The organism is Bacteroidota bacterium (assembly GCA_038746285.1).
Classification (GTDB): domain Bacteria; phylum Bacteroidota; class Rhodothermia; order Rhodothermales; family JANQRZ01; genus JANQRZ01.
This window is the reverse complement of sequence record JBCDKT010000013.1, coordinates 29,733-48,127: the sequence shown is the minus strand read 5'-3', so window position 1 is coordinate 48,127 and position 18,395 is coordinate 29,733. Positions and strand designations below refer to the sequence as shown.

Below are 18,395 nucleotides of genomic sequence, written 5' to 3'. Positions count from 1 at the left end.
TGCAGAGGCTGAGAAACTGCTTGGGGAAGGAGCGCGAAGCCGAGGCCGAGCGAGGCCGACCGCCGCAGCGCTTGGCCAGAGCCGGTCACAGGCCTCGACGGCGGCCTCTCGGCACGACGCCCCGGACGCAGATCGAAGCGTCCGGGGCGTCGTTTTTTCGTACGTCCTCTTGCTACCGCACCAGTACCATCGTGCGCGTGGCGAGAAAGTCGCCCGCGCGCAGCGTGACCACGTAGAGGCCGCTGGCCGCACCGCGCGCCTCCCACGTCGCCTCGTGGGCACCGGCAGGCATCGGGCCGCGCACGAGCGTGGCGACGCGCCGGCCGGTGGCGTCGTAGACGTCCAGGGAGACATCGGCAGCGGCGGCGAGGTCGAACGCCACGGAGGTCCGCCCGGCGAAGGGGTTGGGGTAGGTGCTCCGCAGCGCGAACGTGGCGGGCAGGCCCGCCTCCGACTCGTTCGACACGGCCTGGCCCGACACGTCGAGGACGGCACCCGCTTCGGTCCACACGACGCGGGCCAACTCGCCCGCCTCGGTGCGCAGCGCGACCGTGTCGCCGGGGCGCGCCCCTTCGTCGGCTTCGGTCGCCGGGTCGTCGCCGTAGAGCGCCATGAGCCCGATCGCGCCGTCGGTCTGGACCGTGAACGCCCCGCTGACGACGCCGTCGGGGTCGACGGCGGTGACGAGGGTGCCGGCGGCGAGCCCGGCGAGGCCCTGTCCCCAGACGCTCATCCACGCGGGCGACGGCGTCACGCCCGCCTCGCGCTCAGCCGCCACGAGGGCACCCATCGGAACGCCCTCGAAGGGGTGCGTGGCTGCCACCAGCGGGTAGTCGAGCCGGACGGGGGCGGAGGTGTGGGCGAGATAGCCCATGCCGGGCCGCACGGTGCCGAGCGTCTGGAACGCAGCGGGCACGCCGGGGGCGTAGGCCACGCCGGTGCTGTGGAAGCTCTGGACGCTCTCCGATGCGCCTGCGATGCTCGAAAACGCGTGGTCGGCGAGGTCGACGAAGCCGGGGAGGTAGGCGACCGCGCTCAGACCGGCGTCGAGGTCGAGCCCGTTCACTGGCACCGGCTCGCCCTCCATCGGAAGCAGGTGGCCGGTGCGCATCTTCACCCAGATCGCCTCGCCGGGCCGGAGGCTGAGGCCCGCCCCCGAGAGGTCCGCCGCGTCGTAGCTCGTCCAGCCCTCGCTCCCGAGCATGCGCACGGCCTCTACGTCTTCCCAGACCGCAGCCAACACGGCTTCGAGCGCGGGGTCCGGCAGGTCGACGTTCCACGAGACGAGGTTCCACCCTTCGGCAAGCGCCATCATGCCCGAGCCTTCGACCACGATCGCGAGGGGGACCTCGAAGCGCGGCCGCTGCTGGTCGTTCGTGACGACCACGAGCGTGCGCGTGAAGAGGCCCGGTTCGGCGGTGCTCGCGTCTACCGTGACGGCAATCTCGGTCTCGGTGCCGGGCTCGACCTGACCGTTGGGCGCGTCCACGCTGACGACGATCCCGGAGGTGTCCAGGCTGAGGGCGCGGATCAGGGGTACGGAGGGGGTGCCCACGCCGGTGTAGTCGGGGAACGGACCCCAGTCACCCGTCTCGCCGGTGATGCTCAAGAACGCACGCCCTTCGAAATCGCCGGTCCCGAAGGAGTCGATGCCCGCCGGGAAGCTGACGCCCGCGTAGCCCACGACGATGAAGACATCGGACCCCGCTGCGAGTTCGACGGCAGCTCCGAGCGGCACGGCGACAAAGTCGTCCGAGATCTCGTCGATGACCGTGGTGGCGGTAGCGAGCCGTACGCCCGCTGTGGGCTCGTTCGGGTCTGCGACTTCGTAGATGTCGACCGAGAGCGTGAGCGGGTCGAAGGTCGAGTCCGGCGGGGGATCTTCTCCGTGATGGTCGAACGGGATCGTCGAGGCGAAGACGCGGACGGCGTTGAGCGCGAACGCGCGGTCGGTGGAGAAGCGCTGCGCGAGAAAGAAGGGTGCGCCGACCTCGCCCGTGCCCAAGAGGTTGTCCGGGAGCGCGCTGCCGTCGTCGTAGAAAAGGGAGTCCAGCACGCTGTCGTCCCCTCCCGGGAACCCGTCGCTGTTCTCTATGAGGACGCCGTACGACAGCACGCCGTCGCCCGCGTTGGCAATCGTGACCGGGAGCGATGCAGCGTCCCCCGGCAGCAGCGTCGCCGCGAGCGAGTCCGGCCGCACACTGGCCACGGGCGCGGCCACGGCCGTAGCCGTCACGGCCACGCTGGCCTCACCGACATCGGCGAGGACCGTCAGCGTGCCCGTGAACGGGCCGGGCGCGCTCGGAGCGAAGCGGACGGCGAACGGGACTTCCGAGCCGGGCGTGAGGACCGTGCCCACCGGCAGCCCAAACGCTTCAAGCTCCGGGTCGGTGCTGCGCGAGCCGGTGATGGTGAGCGGGGCCGTTCCCCCGTTGATGACCGTGATCGTCACGCCGCCCGCGCTGCCCACGAATACCTCGCCGATGTCCACGGTCTCCTGGCTCAGGGCGACGATGCCCTCACCGGTGACCGTGAGGGTGACCGGCACGGTGAAGAACGTGCCCGTGGCGACGTCCACGATCTCGACGTTGCGCTGGTACGTGCCGGCGAAGAGCCGCGCGGCGTCGAGGTCGAGCGCGAGGGCGGTGTCGGCAGCCGGGGCGAGCGTGCCCGAGGCGGGGGTCACTGTCAGGAAGCCGCCGCTCGTGCCCGTGCCGCTGAGCGCGCGGATCAGGAACGGAGCGGCTCCGTGGCCCGTGAGGTCGCCGATACCGACCCAAGAGTCGGGGTCGCCGGTGACGCTGGCGAAGGCGCGTCCCGCAGCGTCGTCGCTGCCCTCCGCGTCGAAGCCGGCGGGAAAGGGCGGTCCGACGACTTCGAGAACGACGAAGAAGTCCTCGCCTGCGCCGAAGGTCAGGCTGCCGTCGAGCGGGATCTCAGCGAACCCTTCGAAGCCGGCCTGGAAGCCGGTCTCCGTAGACCCAAGCAGCATGCCCGCGCGCGGCTCGTCCGGGTCGGGCGCGTCGTAGATCTCGACCGACACCGAGAGGTCCGTCGCGCCCGAATCGACGTAGTCGAACGTGCTGGTGGTGAGGTACGCGCGGAGGCCGTCGAGGGTGAACGCGCCCGTCGGGCTGAAGCGCTGAGCGACGAAGAGAACCGTATTCTGCTCGCCGGTGCCGAGAAAGTTGTCGGGAACGCTGTCGCCGTTGTCGTAGAAGATCGAGTCCGTCGCGACCCCACGGAGGGCGTCCGGCGCGGTGCCGCCCGGGAGCGCCCCACGAGCCGCGCCCAGGCGGATCGGCGAACGGACGGCCTCACGCGTCGCGGGTGGGGCGAGGCGCAGGGCCGTCCCCGTTCGGGGCTGGACGAAACCCGCAGGCCTCGGCGGCGGTGGCTCGGTGATGCGGACGAAGAAGCTGGCCTCGTCGGAGCCGGTGTTGGTTAGCGTGAGCGAGGCGGTCGCCGTCTCGCCCGCCTCGACGGTGCGTTCGACCGAGGCGGGACTGGCGACAAGCTGGGCCGCAGCGCTGGGGAGAAGGGCCAGGAAGGAGAAAAGCGCACAGAGGTGCACGAAGGAAGTGCGTAGACGTGGACTCATGACAGGATGGGAACAGGTGAGAAGAGAGCGGTAAGCGCTGCGTCCAGACCGGATACACGCTTCTACCATGCAGTGACTAATACCAGTTCTTCAGGATAGTGTCTCACCTACACGAGGTCGTCCCCGCGCAGGCGGGGACCCATGCACCCCCCTACGTGAAGCGCCGCCGCCTGATGGATGCCCGCCTGCGCGGGCATGACATGAGAGTGAGGCAACAATCCTCAGAGGTGGTATAACTGCGTAGACGAACAGCCCGCGGCGGCACCTACGCGGCGCGCACAGCGCCGCCAGGCCACCCCCAGGCTCGCCGTCCCAGGCTCGCGTCGGGTTGCCGCTATAGCTGGCGGAGGTAGCTCACCTTGAACACGCCCTGCTGCTCCGACCGGTACGCGTCCGGCTGCGCCATGCGCTCGGCCGTCGGGACGTAGAACCGCGCGTCGTTCACGACGAGGTAGACGAACGACAGTGGGGCGAACTCCCACGACACCCTCGCGTTGAGCGAGGCGAGGTCCGCGAGCGAGTTGTACTGCCAGAACGCCGTCGCCTGAAGCCGCGGCGAGAGCGCCACGCGAACGTCGGCCCCGACGAGGTGGCTCTGGACGTCGAGGCCGTCCACGCCCAAGCCGCGCCCGTCGTTGAGTTCGTAGCGCAGGGCGAGGGTGAGGCGCGGCGACGGAGCCGCGCTCGCCGCAGCCTCCACGGTCGTGAGGCGGCCGTCGAAGTAGCCGCCGGTCGAGGCCGAAACCGACCCGGTGAGGCGGCGCGAAGGGTCCGACGAGAGGGCCCCGCTGAACTGGACGTACCGGTAGGACCCGGCTGCCAGTTCGGCCCCGAGGGGTCGGAAGAAAGCGGCCTCCCCGGCGTCGAGCTCCTGCCAGGAGGGGCGCACCGAAGCGGTCGCCCGTGCCCCGCTCTGGAAGGCGACGGAGATCGGCGTCACGCGGAGGTCGGCCTGGAGGAAGGCACCGTCGCTCGGACGGTGGTAGACGAACGAAGAGACCGACGGGGCGAGCGCGCGGACCGAGGCCGGGAGCCAGCCGGGCCTGAGGTCGAGCGTGACGGCGGGGCTGTTGAGCAGGATGTCGCGGCGGAAGATGAACCCCGTCGCCGCCTCGTAGTCGGCCGTTGCGAGGTCCTGGATGAACCCGACGTAGCCCCAGCTCGCCTCGTTGCGCGCCCAGAGGTAGTGGGCAAACCCTTCGCCCCCGTCCCCGCTCGTCGCCGAGGCCGAGACAAACCCGGTCACCGCGGCCGTCCGGCCGATCCGGGCGTAGCCGTCGAGCGCGGCGACGGTGTTGGTCCGGCCCGGCACGCCCTAGAACGCCGGCCCCTCGCCGAGCGCCTCGTCATGCCGCGTCACGAGCATCCCGCCGACCCGGTTCTCGGCCCCGACGTTCAGGCTCGCGCGCCCGACGCCGAACCACGCCGCCGGAATCCCTTCGGCGGAGCGCTGGCGGACCCCGAGCGCGCCGGCCTGCCCCCACGACCCGCTCGACACGAGCCGCGCGCCGCCGTCAATCCCGACCGGACGCCCGGCGTCGAGCCCGATCCGGCGGGAGTAGAACGGGGTGAAGAGGCTGTACCCGACGTCGAACACGTCCGCGCTTTCGAGAAAGAACGCCCGGCGCTCGGGAAAGAAGACGGAGAACCGCGAGAGGTTCACGACCTGCTGGTCGGCGTCGGCCTGGGCGAAGTCGGTGTTGACGGTGAGGTCGAGGACGGTCTGCGGCGTCACGGCCCACTTGAGGTCGCCGCCGAGCTGTGCGCCCGCGTCGTCCAAGAGCGGGTCGTCGCCGGCTCGGTCCGTCTCGCCGAGCACGTAGGGCTGGACGCGGAGGTTGCGGCCGGGCGGCGGCGGCTCGACGCCGGTGAGGGTCCCCGCGTAGGCGAGGTGGTACGGGGTGAACTGGCGGGGCCACGGGCTCCACGCGTGGAGTTCGCGGCTCCGGCGGAGGTTGCGCGAGAGCTGAAGCCCCCACGCCTGCGCGCCGGCCGCGCCGGGGTAGCGCAGGGTCGCCCACGGAATCTCGATCTCCGCCACCCAGCCCGCGCCGGTGCGGGTGGTGCGGGCATTCCAGACGCCGTCCCAGTCGAGGTTCTGGTCCACGCCGTCACGGGCCTGGAGGTCGCGGAGCGCGCCGTAGGGGGAGACCTCAAAGACGACCGCGTTGCGGCGGTCGCCGAACGGGTCGAGCACGACCGAGAAGTGGTCGTTGTCGAAGTAGTCGAAGTCGCGGCGGAGGTCGCGGACGCGGAGGTCTCGCGTGCCCACCGTGTCGCGCAGGACGGCTCCGAGGTAGAGCGCTCGGCCGTCGAAGGCAACGCGGACCTCGGTGGCGAGGCCGGCCGCCGCGCCGGCGTCGGGTTCCACCTGGCGGAACCGGCCTGCGACCGGAACGCTCGCCCAGGCCGGCTCGTCGAGCCGGCCGTCGAGACGGATGGACCCGTCGGCCACCCGAACCGCACGGGCGGTAGGGCGCTCGTCCTCAGCGGGGCGCGCGGTCTGCGCAGCGCCCGGAATGGAGAGCGCGAGCGCGAGCAGCGCCGCGGGGCCGAGCCGGGTCATGGCGGGTCCTCCAGGCGGGCACCGAGGAGCTGGTAGCGCACGCCGCCCGAGGCCCCGGCAGCCAGCGCGAAGGTGCCCCGGACGGCGACGGGGTCGTACGTGAACCGGACGGGCTCATCGGCGAACACCTCGACCGTCGAGGCCGGGCTGCCCGGCGCGCCGCTCGGGACGTGAAAGGCGCAGCCGGCGGGGTGGGGGGAGAGCAGGAACCGGCGGTGGTCCCGGCGCTGCTCCAGCGGGTACATGAATCCCGTGAGCCGGATCGGCTGAGCGTCGAGCCGGCGCAGCGTGTCAGGCAGTACCGGCGACGGGCCGTCCAGGCCCTCAGCCTGCATCAGCAGGTGCCACGGCGTGTCCGGCGGCAGCGCGTGCTCGCGCACAGGGCTCCACGTCAGCAGCGCGAGCGCCGCGCCGGCGGCGAGGAGCCAGCGCCAGGGGATCTGGTCCGGGCGGAGGCTCATGGGCTCACCGCTTGAACTCGACCACGAGAAACTCGGCGACCGTGTCCCCTGCGTTCTCGACGGTGTGGTCGCCGGGACCGTGGGTGTGGGCCTCGCCAGCCTCGAACCGCTGCTCGCGCGTCCCGTCCGGGCCCGTGAACTCGACGGTGTAGCCGCTGAGCGCGTAGACGGCGCGGGCGAAGCCCTGGTGCGGCGGGAGCGAGGCCCCCGGCTGGAGGGTGACGCGGTGGACTTCGGCGAAGTCGTCGTCGAAGAGGATTTCGTCCGTGACGCCCTCGCCCACGTCGGGTAGCTCGGTGTCGCCCTCAGCCTCGGCTTCGGGAAGTGCGCCGCGCCGCTCGAAGACGACGAACGCGCCCGGGGCCTCGCTCTCGTTCGCGACCGAGTGAACGCCCGCGTCGTGGCGGTGGACCTCGCCGGCGGTGAACGACCGGGCCTCGCGCTCGCCGCCGGTGGCGAAGACGAGAGCCGGGAGGTCGCCGAGGGCGTAGACCACGCGCTCGCCGCCCTCGTGCGGCGGGAGCGAATCGCCCGGGGCGAGGGTCACGCGGTGAACGTGGATCGGGTCGTCGGCGAGCAGGCTCTCGACCGACGCGCTGCCGAGGGCGGAGAGATCGTCCGGCACAGTGGCCGCTATGTCAGTTCCAGAGTCGGGCGCGGGCGTGTCCGGCGCGTCCGCGCAGCCGATGAAGAGGGCGAGCGAGAGAAGGGGGGCGTAGCGCATGGGTGTTGCGAGGTTAGTGAGTGGTGATGCGGCGAAGGCCGGGGGCTGCACAGGCAGCGAGAGTCAGTGCCAGTACTGCGATGCCACCCAGCGGCCAGAGCGCGCGTGTGGCAACCGCGCCCGGTTCGACAAAGGCGAAGCGGGGCATGGCCTCGTAGTCGGAGGCCGTAAGCGCGACGCGCTGGTAGGCCCGGGGTGCGAAGAAGTCGCGGTGGGCGGCGTGGAAGTCCTCGACCTGCCGGAGGTAGGCGGCGTGACGGGCGTGGTCGGTTCCGGCGACCGCAGCGAGGGTGTTCTGCAAGAGCGCGGCCGGGGAGAGAAGAGCGAGGCCGTTCGCCAGCCGCTCCTGCGCGGCGAGCGCGTCGTCGTACCGGCGGAGGAGTGGGGCGAGGGTGTCTTGCATGGCTCCCTGGCGGGCGGTGTAGTACAGCGGGAAGTCGTACTGCATCGGATCGAGGTCGGCGGGCTGCGCGCCGGGGTTGGCGTCGTAGTAGGCCGTCAGCAGCTCGCCCCCGCGCGCGGCGAACCGCGTGTCAGCCTCCCGGTGCGCCTCGATGAGATGGGTCCGCGAGGGCACCGGCTCCAGCGCGCCCGAGGCCGCCCCGATCAGGCCGGGAACCACGACGACCACCGCGACCCAGACCGCTGCGAGCACGAGCGCGTTCGTCGCCGAAGGCCATCCCCGCGTAGCTACCCACACCGCGAGCGCCGTCCAGACCGCCGCGTAGGCCGCGACAGCGAGCAGGGCCAGGGCAAGTCCGCCCGGCGCGGCTCCGAGGTCAGCGCCGAAGAGTGCCAGCCCGAGCGCCGACGCCGCCCACGCCACGCCGGCGACGAGGGCCCACCGCAGCCCCGCTTTCGCCCAGACGAGCGTGCCCGGACGGACCGGCTGCGACAGCACCAACCCGAGCGTCTCCCGCTCGCGCTCGCCCGAGGCAATGTCGAACAGCAGCACCAGGAGCACGAGCGGGAGCACGACCACGAGCGCGAAGGCCGTGTCGAACCGGCCGGTGACGTACGCCTGCGGGTTGCCTAGCTCCTCCGCCGATTTCGTGTGTGTCGAGGCGAGGGTCTTGCCGGAGACGTAGAGCGCATACGGGGCCACGTCGCTCTGCCCGACGGCGAGCGGGGCCAGCGGGCCGGGCGGGAGCGTCGCGTACCGGCCGTAGAACATCCCGATGTTGGCCGCGCTCGACGGGTCCGGCCACTCGCCGTCCGGCGCAGCGGCGCGGCGGGCCAGGTCGCCGTAGGTCTCGGCTTCGTACGCCTCGGCCTCAGCTAGCGTCTGGTGCTGGAAGTCGGCCCACCGGCCGCCGTTGGATGCACCGAAGACGATGGAGACGGCGAGGAGCGCGAGGGCGATCCACGTCGCAGGAGCACGGCGCAGGAGCCGCCACTCGTGAGCGAGAACGGTCCGGATCATGGCGGAGTGAGGTCTACAGGAAGCGAGGGCGACGGGCTGCGGCGACGGCCGCGACTAGGCCGCCGAGCGCCCACAGCGCGAGGAGGCCGAGCGGGAGTGCCTGCCGCTGAGCAGCCCAGCCTGCTGAGGGCGGGACATAGGCGAACCGGTCCAGCGAGGCCCAGAAGTCGCGCCCGCGCGTGTTGCGGTTGAACACCGGGTCGGTCAGCGTCGCCAGGTCGGCGTTGAGCACCTCGACGAAGTCCCGGCGGTAGGTCTCGGCGGCCTCGGCGAAGTGGCGGTGCGCAGCGAAATCGGTCCCGGCCAGCCCCATCGAGGTGGCGCGGACCGCCATCAGCGGCGTGACGAGGCCGGCGAGGGCCTGCACCCGGTTCTGGCGCTCGACCTGCGCCCAGAGCGCGCCGTAGTGCTTTTCGTAGACCTGGTTGCCGTATGCCTCGCTCGCCTGGAGCGCGATGCCGGAGAAGTTGACCGGCAGGTCTTCGATAGCCGAGACGCCGTAGTCTTCCATCGTCTCCTGGAGCAGCCGCTCGGCGCGCTCGTCGGACGGATCGTGCCCGTCGATGCCGTCGGCGAGATCGTCACCCACGGCCGTCCAAAAGGCGGTCGTGGACGGCGTCGGATAGGCGGTCCGGGCGGCGTCGGTCGCTACGCGGGGGAGGACGAGGACGGCGAGCGCCCAGAAAGCGAGCAGCCCGACGAGCGCCCCGCGCCCCGTCCGCGACCGAGCACTCGCGGCCAGGGCGACGCCGACGAACGCGGCGAGGTAGAGGCCGTAGGCGAGCGCGAGGAGCGCAAACCGCGCCAGCCCGTCGCCGAGTGCCGCGCTCCCCGAGGCGAGCAGGAGCGCCCCTGCGCCGACTACGACGGCAGGGACGAGCACGACGGCCAGCGCCTGCGCCACGCCGAGCGCCTTGCCGAGCGCGAGGTCGCGGGGGCGGACGCCCTGGGCGAGCGCCTGCCGGAGCGTCCCCCGCTCGCGCTCCGACGCAAACGCGCCGAAGGCCAGCAGCACGATCACGAGCGGGAGAAGCACCTGGAGTACCGTCGCCGCCGTCACCTGCCCGAGCCGGCCCACGCCCGCCGCGTCGCGGGCCGGGCGGAAGGCGAACTCGTTCTGGTAGTGGGCCTCCAGCCAGACAGCCAGCCCGGTGTAGGGCGTCACGCCCGGCTCGGCGAAGGCGAGCGCCGAGGCTGGCCGGTAGGTGTAGAGCGCGAAGTGCGCGGCCGAGTGCGGGTTCTTGCTTCCCTGCTCGACCCACTGCGTCCACGAGGCTTCTTCGGCTCGCTCCGCCTCGGCGCGGACGCTACGGGACTCCAGCACGCCGAGCGCGAGGGCAACGAGGAGCAGGCCCCCGACCAGGCCCGCGGCCAGCCGGTACCGGCCGTCGCGGGTCATCTCGGTGCGCTCTTTGCCAGCGATGCGTCGAATCATGGGTCCAGAAGGTTGAGACGTCAGAGCGTCACGCCGCAACGGAAGGCGCACGGCGGCGGGTGGAGCGCCAGGAAGCTGCTCCCGCCCGACTCGTAGAAGAACTCGCCGGTGAGGTTGGTCGCGCTGAGTGGGGCGCGGACGGTGCCTTCGGGCGTGCCCGTCTGGGCGAGAGCGGTCGCGGTCGCAACGAGCGTGGCGAGGAGAAGCAAGCGCATGGCGGCCTGAGGGTTGGGGTGAAGTCAGAGCGCGGAGTCAGGGTGGGCGTAGCTCCGTCCGGCGGCGAAGGCGAGTAGAAGGCTCGCGAGGGCCAGCACAGCCAGCGGACCTGCGAGGCGGCCAAGGAGGTCGGCGGTCGATTCCTCGGGCGCGTCGAGCGTCGGGAGCGCGTCAAGGTCGGCCGGGCGTAGCGGGCGGCGCTCAAAGTACTGAGGTGCGAAGCGGTCCGCCCACGCCCTGTGGAACGCCTCCGTCTGGGCCTCGAAGGCGGCGTAGCGGGCGTGCCCGGTCCCGGCGACGTCGAGGAAGGCCTGCTGCGCGAGGACGGCCGGCGAGAGGGTGCCGAGCGCCCGGACGAACCGCTGCTGCCCGGCCTTCTGCTCGGCGAACCGCGCCTCGACCGGAGCCAGCGCTTCGACGATCCGCTCGTCCTGCGCGACGCGGAGCATAGCGTAGTCGGCCTCGTCCTCCTCGACCGCCGCCAGCTCCGGGTGGTCGTTGAAGTAGCGCGCGAGCGAGGCCGCCCCCTCGCGCTCGGCCAGGCCCGCCGCCGTCCGCCGCGCCGCCACGTAGTCCATCCGCGACGGAACCGGGTAGAGCGTGGTTGCGACGACATTGAGGACGGCCGGGACGACGACAACGAGCGCGAGCCAGCACGCCGCGAGGGCGAGGCCGCCGGTGACGGGCCGGCGAACCCGGCTGTCGACGAACGCGGCGAGCGCTAGCCAGAACCCGCCGTAGAGCACGACCACGAGGAGCCAGAGCGCCCAGCGCCCGGCCCCGCCCTCGGTCCCGCTCGCAAGCCAGACGGCCCCGGTCCCGAGGGCAGCGCACCCGAACAGCAGCGCCGCGCGGACGGTGAGCTTCCCCGCCGCCAGCGTCGTCAGGCGGACCGGGTGCGAGAGCACCATCCGCAAGAGGCCCGACTCTCGCTCGGTCGAGGTCAGCCCGAACGCGAGCGCGAGGACGAGGAGCGGGAAGAAAAACACAAACACGAACGCGAGGTCCAGGTGCCCGGCGAGCAGTTTCAGCGGGTGGTCGAGGGCCGCCGCGCCGCCCATCGCCTCGCGCCCGCCGATCGTTACGCGGAGGGCGGCGGGCTGGAGGTCGCTCTGCCCGACGGCGAACGCCGCCAGCGGCCCCGGCTCCAACGTCAGCACGCGGCCCTGCGCCGAGCCGATCACGTACGGGTGCCGCATCCCGAAGGCGACCGGCCCGCCGAGCGATTCTCCGTTGGCGACCGCCGTGGACTCGGCCGCGACGAGCCGCGCACGCACGCGCTCCAGGCTCTCGGCGTGGTCGGTGGCGTACGCCCCGACCAGGTCGCGCTGCTCCGACGTGTGCTGGATGCCGACGTATCCGGCGTACGCGATGAGCCCGAGCAGTAGCAGCGCCGTAAGGCCCGCCGCGCCTCCCGCGAGGAGGCGTTGGGTCTCGAAACGGAGAACGGTGGGCAGCATGGCTCAGGTGGCGCGCAGCCGACCGGCCGCGATGGGAAGAGCGACGAGCAGCGCGAGTGTCCAGACGCCAAGCACGCCCAGGCTCAGGCCGTACCGCCCAACCGCCCAGCGTGCGGAGGGCGTCGCGTACTCGAAGGGCGGGATTTCCTCCCACATCTCGCGCCCGACCGTGAAGCTCCAGCCGGCGTCCTCGTCGATCATGTCTTGGTTCAAGGCCTGGACGTAGTCGTAGCGGTAGGCCTCGGCGGCGTCGGCGAAGTGGCGGTGGTGGGCGTGGTCGCTCCCGGCCAGCCCCATCGAGACGAGCTGGACCGCGAGGAGCGGCGCGAAGACCGAGGCGGCCTGCGCGGTCCGTGTCTGCGTCTCGTAGCGCTCGCCGAGCGCCGCCAGCCGGGCGCGGAGGAGGTCGGTCTCGTCGCGCTCAGCCTCGAAGAGCGCCGTTCCCGAGACGCTCGCGGGGATCGCGTCCGGCGTATCGACGCCGTGCCGCTCCATCAGCCGCGCCTCGATGGCCGCGACGCGGTCGGGCCACGAGGGGAGCGTCGCGCGGTCGACGCGCGCCGAGTCCTGGAACGCCGTGAGCGTCGGCGTCGGGTAGAGGCCGTCGGCGGCGCTCACGGCTACGCGCGGGACGATGAAGCTCGTCACGAGCCAGAACCCGAGCAGCGCCACGAGCGCCGTCCGCGACGAGGATGCCCGCGCGCTCACGAGCAGCGCCAGCGCCAGGACGAGCACGAAGTAGGCGACGTAGACCCCCACGAGCATGGCCGCGCGGCCCAGGTTCGAGAGCGGCGCGCCCGGCCCCTCCAGGAGCGCCAGCGCCGCGACGCCGGCGACGGCCGCGGGCACGACCAGCAAGAGCAGCGGCGACGCCACGCCGAGCGCCTTGCCGAGCGCGAGCGTCCGCCGCGGGACGCCGAGGCTGAGAAGCTGGCGGAGCGTCCCGGCGTCACGCTCGCCCGCGAACGCGGAGAAGGCGAGCAGTATGATGAGGAGCGGGACGAGGAGTTGGAGCGTCGAGGCGGCGGTCAGGCTCCCGAGCCGCTGGACGGTCGTCGCGTCCTCGGCCGGGCGGAAGTCGGCGTCGGCCACGCGGTGCCCCTCCATGAACACCGACGTGCCCGTGTACGGCAGCACGCCGGGGTCGGCGGCCGTGAGCGGGGTCGTCGGCTTGAAGGCGTAGGCACCGAAGTGAGCCGCCGAGTGCTGGTTCTTCTCGCCCTGCCCGAGCCACACCTCGCGGTCGGCTGCCTGCGCCGCCGCGCGCTCGGCCTCGGCCGCGGCGTAGTGCGTCCACCCGGCGACGAGCGCGCCCACGAGGAGAGCCAGGACAATGCCGACGGCCCAGCGGAACCGGCCGTCGCGGAGCATCTCGGTGGCCTCTTTGCGTGCAATCGGGAGCGTCATGGGATCGGAGCTCAGGCGGGGGCCAGGGCCTCGCGGACGTGTCCGAGGTAAAGCGCTTCGAGGTCGGCCGTTCGTAGGGCTTCGCCCGCAACCTCCTCGCGGAGCCGACCGTCGACGAGCACCCCGACGCGGCGCGCGGTGTCCTTCACGCGGAAGAGGTCGTGCGTCGCCATCAGCACGGCGGCTCCGTCCTCGGCCAGCCGCCGGACGAGGCCCGAGAACTCGGCCGAGGCCGAGGGGTCGAGCCCGCTCGTCGGCTCGTCGAGCAGGAGCGCCTTCGCGCCCTTCGCCAGCGCGAGCGCGACGCCGACTTTCTGGCGCATTCCCTTCGAGTAGGTCCCAGCGCGGCGGGCGTGCGCCTCGCGCTGCAAGCCCGCCTGGTCGAGGAAGCCCGCCCGTTGGGCGTCGCTCAGTTCATGCCCAGCGAGCGCGGCGAAGTAGCCGAGGTTCTCGGCCCCCGAGAGCGAGGGATAGAGCGCGACCTGCTCGGGGAGGTAGGCCAGCCGCCGCTTCGTCTCCAGCGGCTCGGCTTGCACGTCGAGGCCGTCCACGAGCGCGGCCCCGGCGTCGGGGGCGAGGAAACCGAGGAACAGGTTGATCGTCGTCGTCTTCCCGGCCCCGTTCGGGCCGAGGAGGGCGTAGACCTCTCCTGCGTTTACCGCGAGGTCGAGCGCGGCGACCGCCGTCGCCGCGCCGAAGCGCTTGGTCAGGCCGCGGGCTTCGAGGATGGGATCGGACATGGGCGTAATCAGGCAAGGGTGAGGTCGGGCGCAGGCCGCTGGCTCATGCGGAGAAGTTGCGGGCCGCCTGCTCCCAGTCGACGACGGACCACCAACGCTCCACGTAGTCGGCGCGGCGGTTCTGGTAGCGCAGGTAGTAGGCGTGCTCCCACACGTCGACGCCCAGCACGGGCACGAAGCCGAGGGCGTGCGGCGGGACCTGCTCGGTCGTCTGGAGCACGCGCAGCCGCCCCGCGCCGTCGCGCACGAGCCAGGCCCACCCGCTTCCGAACACGCCGAGCGCGGCCTCGGTGAACTGGGCCTTGAAGGCCTGGAGCGACCCGAACTCCCGGCCGATGGCGTCGCGCAGGGGACCTGTCGGCATGCCGCCGCCGGGCCGCATCATCGGCCAGAAGAGGGCGTGGTTGAGGTAGCCGCCGCCGTTGTTCAAGACCGGAGCCTGCACCGCCTCGGGCAGCGCGCTCACGTCGCGGAGCAGGTCCACGAGCGGCCGCCGCCGGAGCGCGGGGTAGGGCTCCAGCGCAGCGTTCAGGTTGTTGGTGTAGCCCTGGTGGTGACGGCCGTGGTGCACCCGCATCGTCTCTGGGTCGATGGCCGCGTCGAGGGCGTCGGCGGCGTAGGGCAGGGGTGGGAGCGCGTACGGGTAGACAGCCGAGGCCTGCGGCGCAGCCGTCGCCAGGTCGAACGTCGTGCCGGGGCCGCCGGGGGCCGAGCGCCGGCCGCCCCCGGCGACGGAGCGCGCGCCGGTGCAGCCCGCGACCAACGCCGCCGCGGCCCCGACCGCGCCGCCGAGCATGAGCCGGAGCGCGCCGCGCCGAGGAAGCCGGGGGCGGTCCGCCGAGGGGAAAACGTCAGACATGAGCGTTGGGGAGGAGGGCATGGAAGGCATCGTGGAGAGCGTCGGGATCGAGCGTGCCGGCGGCACCGAGGACAGCGATCCGGCCCGTACCGGGCGTCCAGCCGTCGGGCCAGGCGTCGGCGAAGCGGTTGGCAAGCATCCGCCCGACGAGGTGGACCCGGAGGGGGCGGGCACTGTCGGCGACGGCCACGAGGCCTTTGGCGCGGACGACCTCCGCGGGCAGGTCGGCCAGCGTGCGCCGGAGCGAGGCGAGCGACGCGAAAGGCGTGTCGGCCTCGAACGTCCAGGTGTCGAAGGCGTCGAGATGCCGGGCCTCGGGACGGTCGCGGGCCGCGGGGTCGAGGAGGCCCGCGAGAATGTCGTCGTCCAGGTCGAGGAGCAGCGACGGGTCCAGGTCGTCGGCGTCGAGGAGCCGGGCCTTCGGGGCGAGTCCCCGGATCCAGTCCTCGGCCGCCCAGCGGGCCGGCTGTCCGTGGGTGCCGACCTTGCTCAGCACGACCACGCTGGCACCGCCGACCTGCGCCTCGGCGAGCGCTTCGGCCTCGGGCGACGGCCACGCGCCGACCTGCCCGACGTCGACCACGACCACGACGGCCGCGAGCCGGACGAGCGGCTGCATCCCGCCCGCTACGAGGGGGAGGACGATCCCGAGTGGGTCGGAGACGCCCGAGGCCTCGACGAGGATGTGCTCGGGGCGCACCTCGCGCGCGGTCAGCGCCACGACCGCGCTCACCAGGCCCGCCGAGAGCGAGCAGCACACGCACCCGCCTTCGAGCGCGAGGACCGTCGAACCGTCTGTGTCGAGCTCCGAGGCGTCGAGGTTGACCTGCCCGAAGTCGTTGACGATCAGGCCGAGGCGGCGGCCGCGCGCGGCGGCGCTCGCCGTGACCGCGTTGACGAGCGTCGTCTTGCCGGCCCCGAGGAAGCCGGTCACGACGGTGACGGGCACGGGATGCGTGGCGAGATCAGGCATGGGCGTGAGGGAGGCGGAGGTTGAGGACGTGTCCGGCCACGAGGGCGACCGAGCCGAGTACGGTGAGCGCGGTCTCGCCCGCTTCGCCGAGCCCCTCCCCCAATGTGACAGCCCCGACGAGCAGCGCGAGACCGCCGGCGAGCAGCAGCAGTACGATGGGCTGGCGGTGCCGCCGGTAGCCCGGCAGCGCAACCGCCAGCACGACGACCGCCAGCACGACGGTCAGTCCGACGTGGACGCGCTCGGAGGCCGCCCACGCGAGCGCGCCCGTGGCAACGAGGGGGAGGAGGAGGCAGTGGATGAGGCACAGCACCGAGAGCACAATGCCAGCCAGATCGAGACGAGGGCGCACGGAGGTCGAGAGCATGGGCTAGAGGGTCAGGGAAGGGAGGCGGGCGGAGGAAACGTGGCGTGCTCGGCGTGGCGGGCACCGTCCGCTATGAGGTTCTGGTTGAGGAAGGCTGCCGCCCCGAACCCTGCCGAGGCGGCCATCTGGACCGCTTGCATCGGGGTCGTCATGTCGCCGCAGGCCCACACGCCGGTCGCGCTCGTGCGCATGAATTCGTCGACCTGGACGTGGCCTAGCTCGGTACGCTCCAGTCCGAGCGCGTCGGGGAGCGGACCGCGCGGGCGCTGGTCCGGCTGGACGTAGACGGCGGTGGCCTCCAGCCGGCCGCCGTCTTCGAACACAACTGCCTGCACGCTCCGTCCTTCCACACCGAGCGCGGCGACGGGCCGCTCGTCCACGCGGATGCCGATCTCGGCGAGGTGTTGGCGCTCGTCGTCAGATACGCCGCCGGGTCCGCAGCAGAGCGTCACGCGGTCGGTCCAGCCGAGGAGGAGGCCTGCGAGGTGGGCACCCTTTTCGCCGGAGCCGAGCACGGCCGTCAGCCGCCCGCGCAACTCGTAGCCGTGGCAGTACGGGCAGTGGGCGACGGTCTCGCCCCACGCCTCGGCCACGCCGGGGATCTCGGGCAGGAGATCCTCGACGCCCGTCGCGAGGAGGAGACGCCGGGCCTCGAGCTCGGCCCCGTCCGCCAGCCGGACGCGAACGCTTTCTTCGCCGGCTTCGGCATGCACAGCCTCAGCCTGGACGAACCGAGCGCCGTAGCCTTCGGCCTGCTCCCGCCCGATCCGACGCAGCGTGTCGGGTGGGGCACTGTCGCGGGTGAACACGTTGTAGCTGTGCGCGGCGGGCGCATTCCGGCCCGGCCCGCCGTCCAGGACGACGACCGAGCGCCCGGCGCGGGCCAGGACGAGGGCAGCTTCGAGTCCAGCCGGACCCGCGCCAGCGATGAGAACGTCTGGGGTTGAATGCATGTCGCAGGTCGGAGTCAGGCGGCGTGGGCGAGGCGTTCGGCGGCGAGGCGCGCGCCGACGATGTTGCGGGCGACGGGGCCGAGCGCGAGTTCGGCGAGCGGGCCGGTGACGTAGAGGCCGTCGGCCCAGCGGAGTGCGGCGTCGGTGACGGGGTAGCCGCAGACGCTGCACCGAAGCCCGAGCGCTTCCACAGCGGCGTCCAGCCACGGCCCGCCCGGACGCTGCGCCTCGAAGCCCGTCGCGAGCACAACGAGATCGGCGGCGAGCGCACCCGGCGGCGCACCGAGGCGGAGCCGCACGAGGCCCGCCGGCCCGGTCTCGGCGTCGGCCACCTCGGCGATGCGGTGCGCCAGCCGACCCTCGGCGACGGCGTAGCCGAGGCGGCGCTGCACAGCCGGCGGCACCGAGCCGCGGTGCCGGGCGCGGTCGATGGTGGAGCGGCGCTGCACCGAGCACGGCTGCCGAGAAAAGGTCGCGAGGCGCTTCGGCCCCATCCACCCTGGGTCGCTGTCGAGGTGGTGGACGCGGGCCTCGTGCCGGGCCAGGAGCGTGACCGAGCCGGGCTGCCGATCTGCCAACGCGAGAGCCACCTGAACGGCCGAAATGCCGCCTCCCACTACAACGGCATGTCGCCATCCAGGCAGCGCCTCGCGCTGGAAGGTCTCATCGAAAAGGTGATGCACGGGGCCGCCCGCGGCGCGCAGCGCCCGCGCCCAGTCCGGCCAGCACGGCTGCTCGCTCAGCCCGAGCGCGAGCAGCACCCGCCGCGCCTCCAGCGTGCCGGCCTTCGTCTCCACCAGCCAGCCGCCCCCCGCACGCTGGAGCCCGCGTGCGCGCCCCCGCACGCGGAGCCCGCCGAGCCTGTGCTGCCGGACCACGCACCGCGCGTGGTGCTGGAAGAGCGCGTACGCCGGACGGTTGTAGGGCCGGGCGAACCGGGCCGCCGGCTGTCCGTCCGGCGTCTTCGCGAACCGCTTGAGCGCGTACGGGTCGAGGTCGAGGTGGTGGACGAGCGACGACCGCATGAAGTCCATGCCCACGTTCGCCGTCATCCCGTTCCACCGCGCCAGGGGCGTGGCGTGGGGGTCGAGCACGCGCACCCGGTCGCGCGGCCAGCCGAGGCGGCCGGTGAGTACGTGCGAGAGGTGCGTGCCGTGGACGCCCCCGCCGACGATGAGCCAGTCAAGCATAGGTCGTTTGGGTGAAAGGC

General features: G+C 72.7%; 16 protein-coding genes. All 16 read right to left on the bottom strand.

Annotated features, from left to right (window positions below):
* Positions 1 to 172 precede the first annotated feature (172 nt).
* Positions 173 to 3,574, bottom strand: a complete 3,402-nt coding sequence (locus AAGI91_06215; GenBank protein ID MEM1042209.1) for a choice-of-anchor D domain-containing protein — start codon at positions 3,572 to 3,574, stop codon at positions 173 to 175.
* A gap of 361 nt (positions 3,575 to 3,935) precedes the next feature.
* Positions 3,936 to 4,913 carry a hypothetical protein gene (locus tag AAGI91_06210; GenBank protein MEM1042208.1) on the bottom strand — a complete coding sequence of 326 codons (978 nt, stop codon included), beginning with the start codon at positions 4,911 to 4,913 and terminating at the stop codon, positions 3,936 to 3,938.
* Positions 4,914 to 4,916: 3 nt separating this feature from the next.
* Positions 4,917 to 6,167 carry a DUF5916 domain-containing protein gene (locus AAGI91_06205; protein ID MEM1042207.1) on the bottom strand — a complete coding sequence of 417 codons (1,251 nt, stop codon included), beginning with the start codon at positions 6,165 to 6,167 and terminating at the stop codon, positions 4,917 to 4,919.
* On the bottom strand, positions 6,164 to 6,628 hold the full coding sequence (locus AAGI91_06200) for a DUF3299 domain-containing protein (GenBank protein MEM1042206.1): 465 nt from the start codon (positions 6,626 to 6,628) through the stop codon (positions 6,164 to 6,166). Before AAGI91_06200 ends, AAGI91_06205 begins: the two co-directional genes overlap by 4 nt.
* A gap of 4 nt (positions 6,629 to 6,632) precedes the next feature.
* The gene (locus AAGI91_06195; GenBank protein ID MEM1042205.1) at positions 6,633 to 7,352 is read right to left on the bottom strand and encodes a hypothetical protein; all 720 of its coding nucleotides are present in this window, start codon (positions 7,350 to 7,352) and stop codon (positions 6,633 to 6,635) included.
* Positions 7,353 to 7,365: 13 nt separating this feature from the next.
* On the bottom strand, positions 7,366 to 8,775 hold the full coding sequence (locus AAGI91_06190; protein MEM1042204.1) for a DUF3526 domain-containing protein: 1,410 nt from the start codon (positions 8,773 to 8,775) through the stop codon (positions 7,366 to 7,368).
* A 13-nt stretch (positions 8,776 to 8,788) separates the two neighbouring features.
* Positions 8,789 to 10,210, bottom strand: coding sequence for a DUF3526 domain-containing protein (locus tag AAGI91_06185; protein ID MEM1042203.1), 1,422 nt, complete (start codon positions 10,208 to 10,210; stop codon positions 8,789 to 8,791).
* A 20-nt stretch (positions 10,211 to 10,230) separates the two neighbouring features.
* Positions 10,231 to 10,425 (bottom strand): hypothetical protein, encoded by a 195-nt coding sequence (locus AAGI91_06180; GenBank protein MEM1042202.1) that lies wholly within the window; start codon positions 10,423 to 10,425, stop codon positions 10,231 to 10,233.
* Positions 10,426 to 10,449: 24 nt separating this feature from the next.
* Positions 10,450 to 11,886 carry a DUF3526 domain-containing protein gene (locus AAGI91_06175; protein MEM1042201.1) on the bottom strand — a complete coding sequence of 479 codons (1,437 nt, stop codon included), beginning with the start codon at positions 11,884 to 11,886 and terminating at the stop codon, positions 10,450 to 10,452.
* A gap of 3 nt (positions 11,887 to 11,889) precedes the next feature.
* The gene (locus AAGI91_06170) at positions 11,890 to 13,293 is read right to left on the bottom strand and encodes an ABC transporter permease subunit (protein ID MEM1042200.1); all 1,404 of its coding nucleotides are present in this window, start codon (positions 13,291 to 13,293) and stop codon (positions 11,890 to 11,892) included.
* 11 nt (positions 13,294 to 13,304) lie between these two features.
* The gene (locus AAGI91_06165; GenBank protein ID MEM1042199.1) at positions 13,305 to 14,021 is read right to left on the bottom strand and encodes an ABC transporter ATP-binding protein; all 717 of its coding nucleotides are present in this window, start codon (positions 14,019 to 14,021) and stop codon (positions 13,305 to 13,307) included.
* A 55-nt stretch (positions 14,022 to 14,076) separates the two neighbouring features.
* A complete protein-coding gene (locus AAGI91_06160; GenBank protein ID MEM1042198.1) occupies positions 14,077 to 14,892 on the bottom strand; it encodes a superoxide dismutase in 816 nt (271 codons plus the stop codon).
* Positions 14,885 to 15,865, bottom strand: coding sequence for a GTP-binding protein (locus AAGI91_06155; GenBank protein ID MEM1042197.1), 981 nt, complete (start codon positions 15,863 to 15,865; stop codon positions 14,885 to 14,887). Before AAGI91_06155 ends, AAGI91_06160 begins: the two co-directional genes overlap by 8 nt.
* Positions 15,858 to 16,232 carry a MerC domain-containing protein gene (locus AAGI91_06150; GenBank protein MEM1042196.1) on the bottom strand — a complete coding sequence of 125 codons (375 nt, stop codon included), beginning with the start codon at positions 16,230 to 16,232 and terminating at the stop codon, positions 15,858 to 15,860. Before AAGI91_06150 ends, AAGI91_06155 begins: the two co-directional genes overlap by 8 nt.
* Before the next feature lie 11 nt (positions 16,233 to 16,243).
* The gene (locus tag AAGI91_06145) at positions 16,244 to 17,185 is read right to left on the bottom strand and encodes an NAD(P)/FAD-dependent oxidoreductase (protein MEM1042195.1); all 942 of its coding nucleotides are present in this window, start codon (positions 17,183 to 17,185) and stop codon (positions 16,244 to 16,246) included.
* Positions 17,186 to 17,199: 14 nt separating this feature from the next.
* Entirely contained in the window at positions 17,200 to 18,375 is a 1,176-nt protein-coding gene (locus tag AAGI91_06140; protein ID MEM1042194.1) for an FAD/NAD(P)-binding protein, read from the bottom strand.
* Positions 18,376 to 18,395 lie beyond the last annotated feature (20 nt).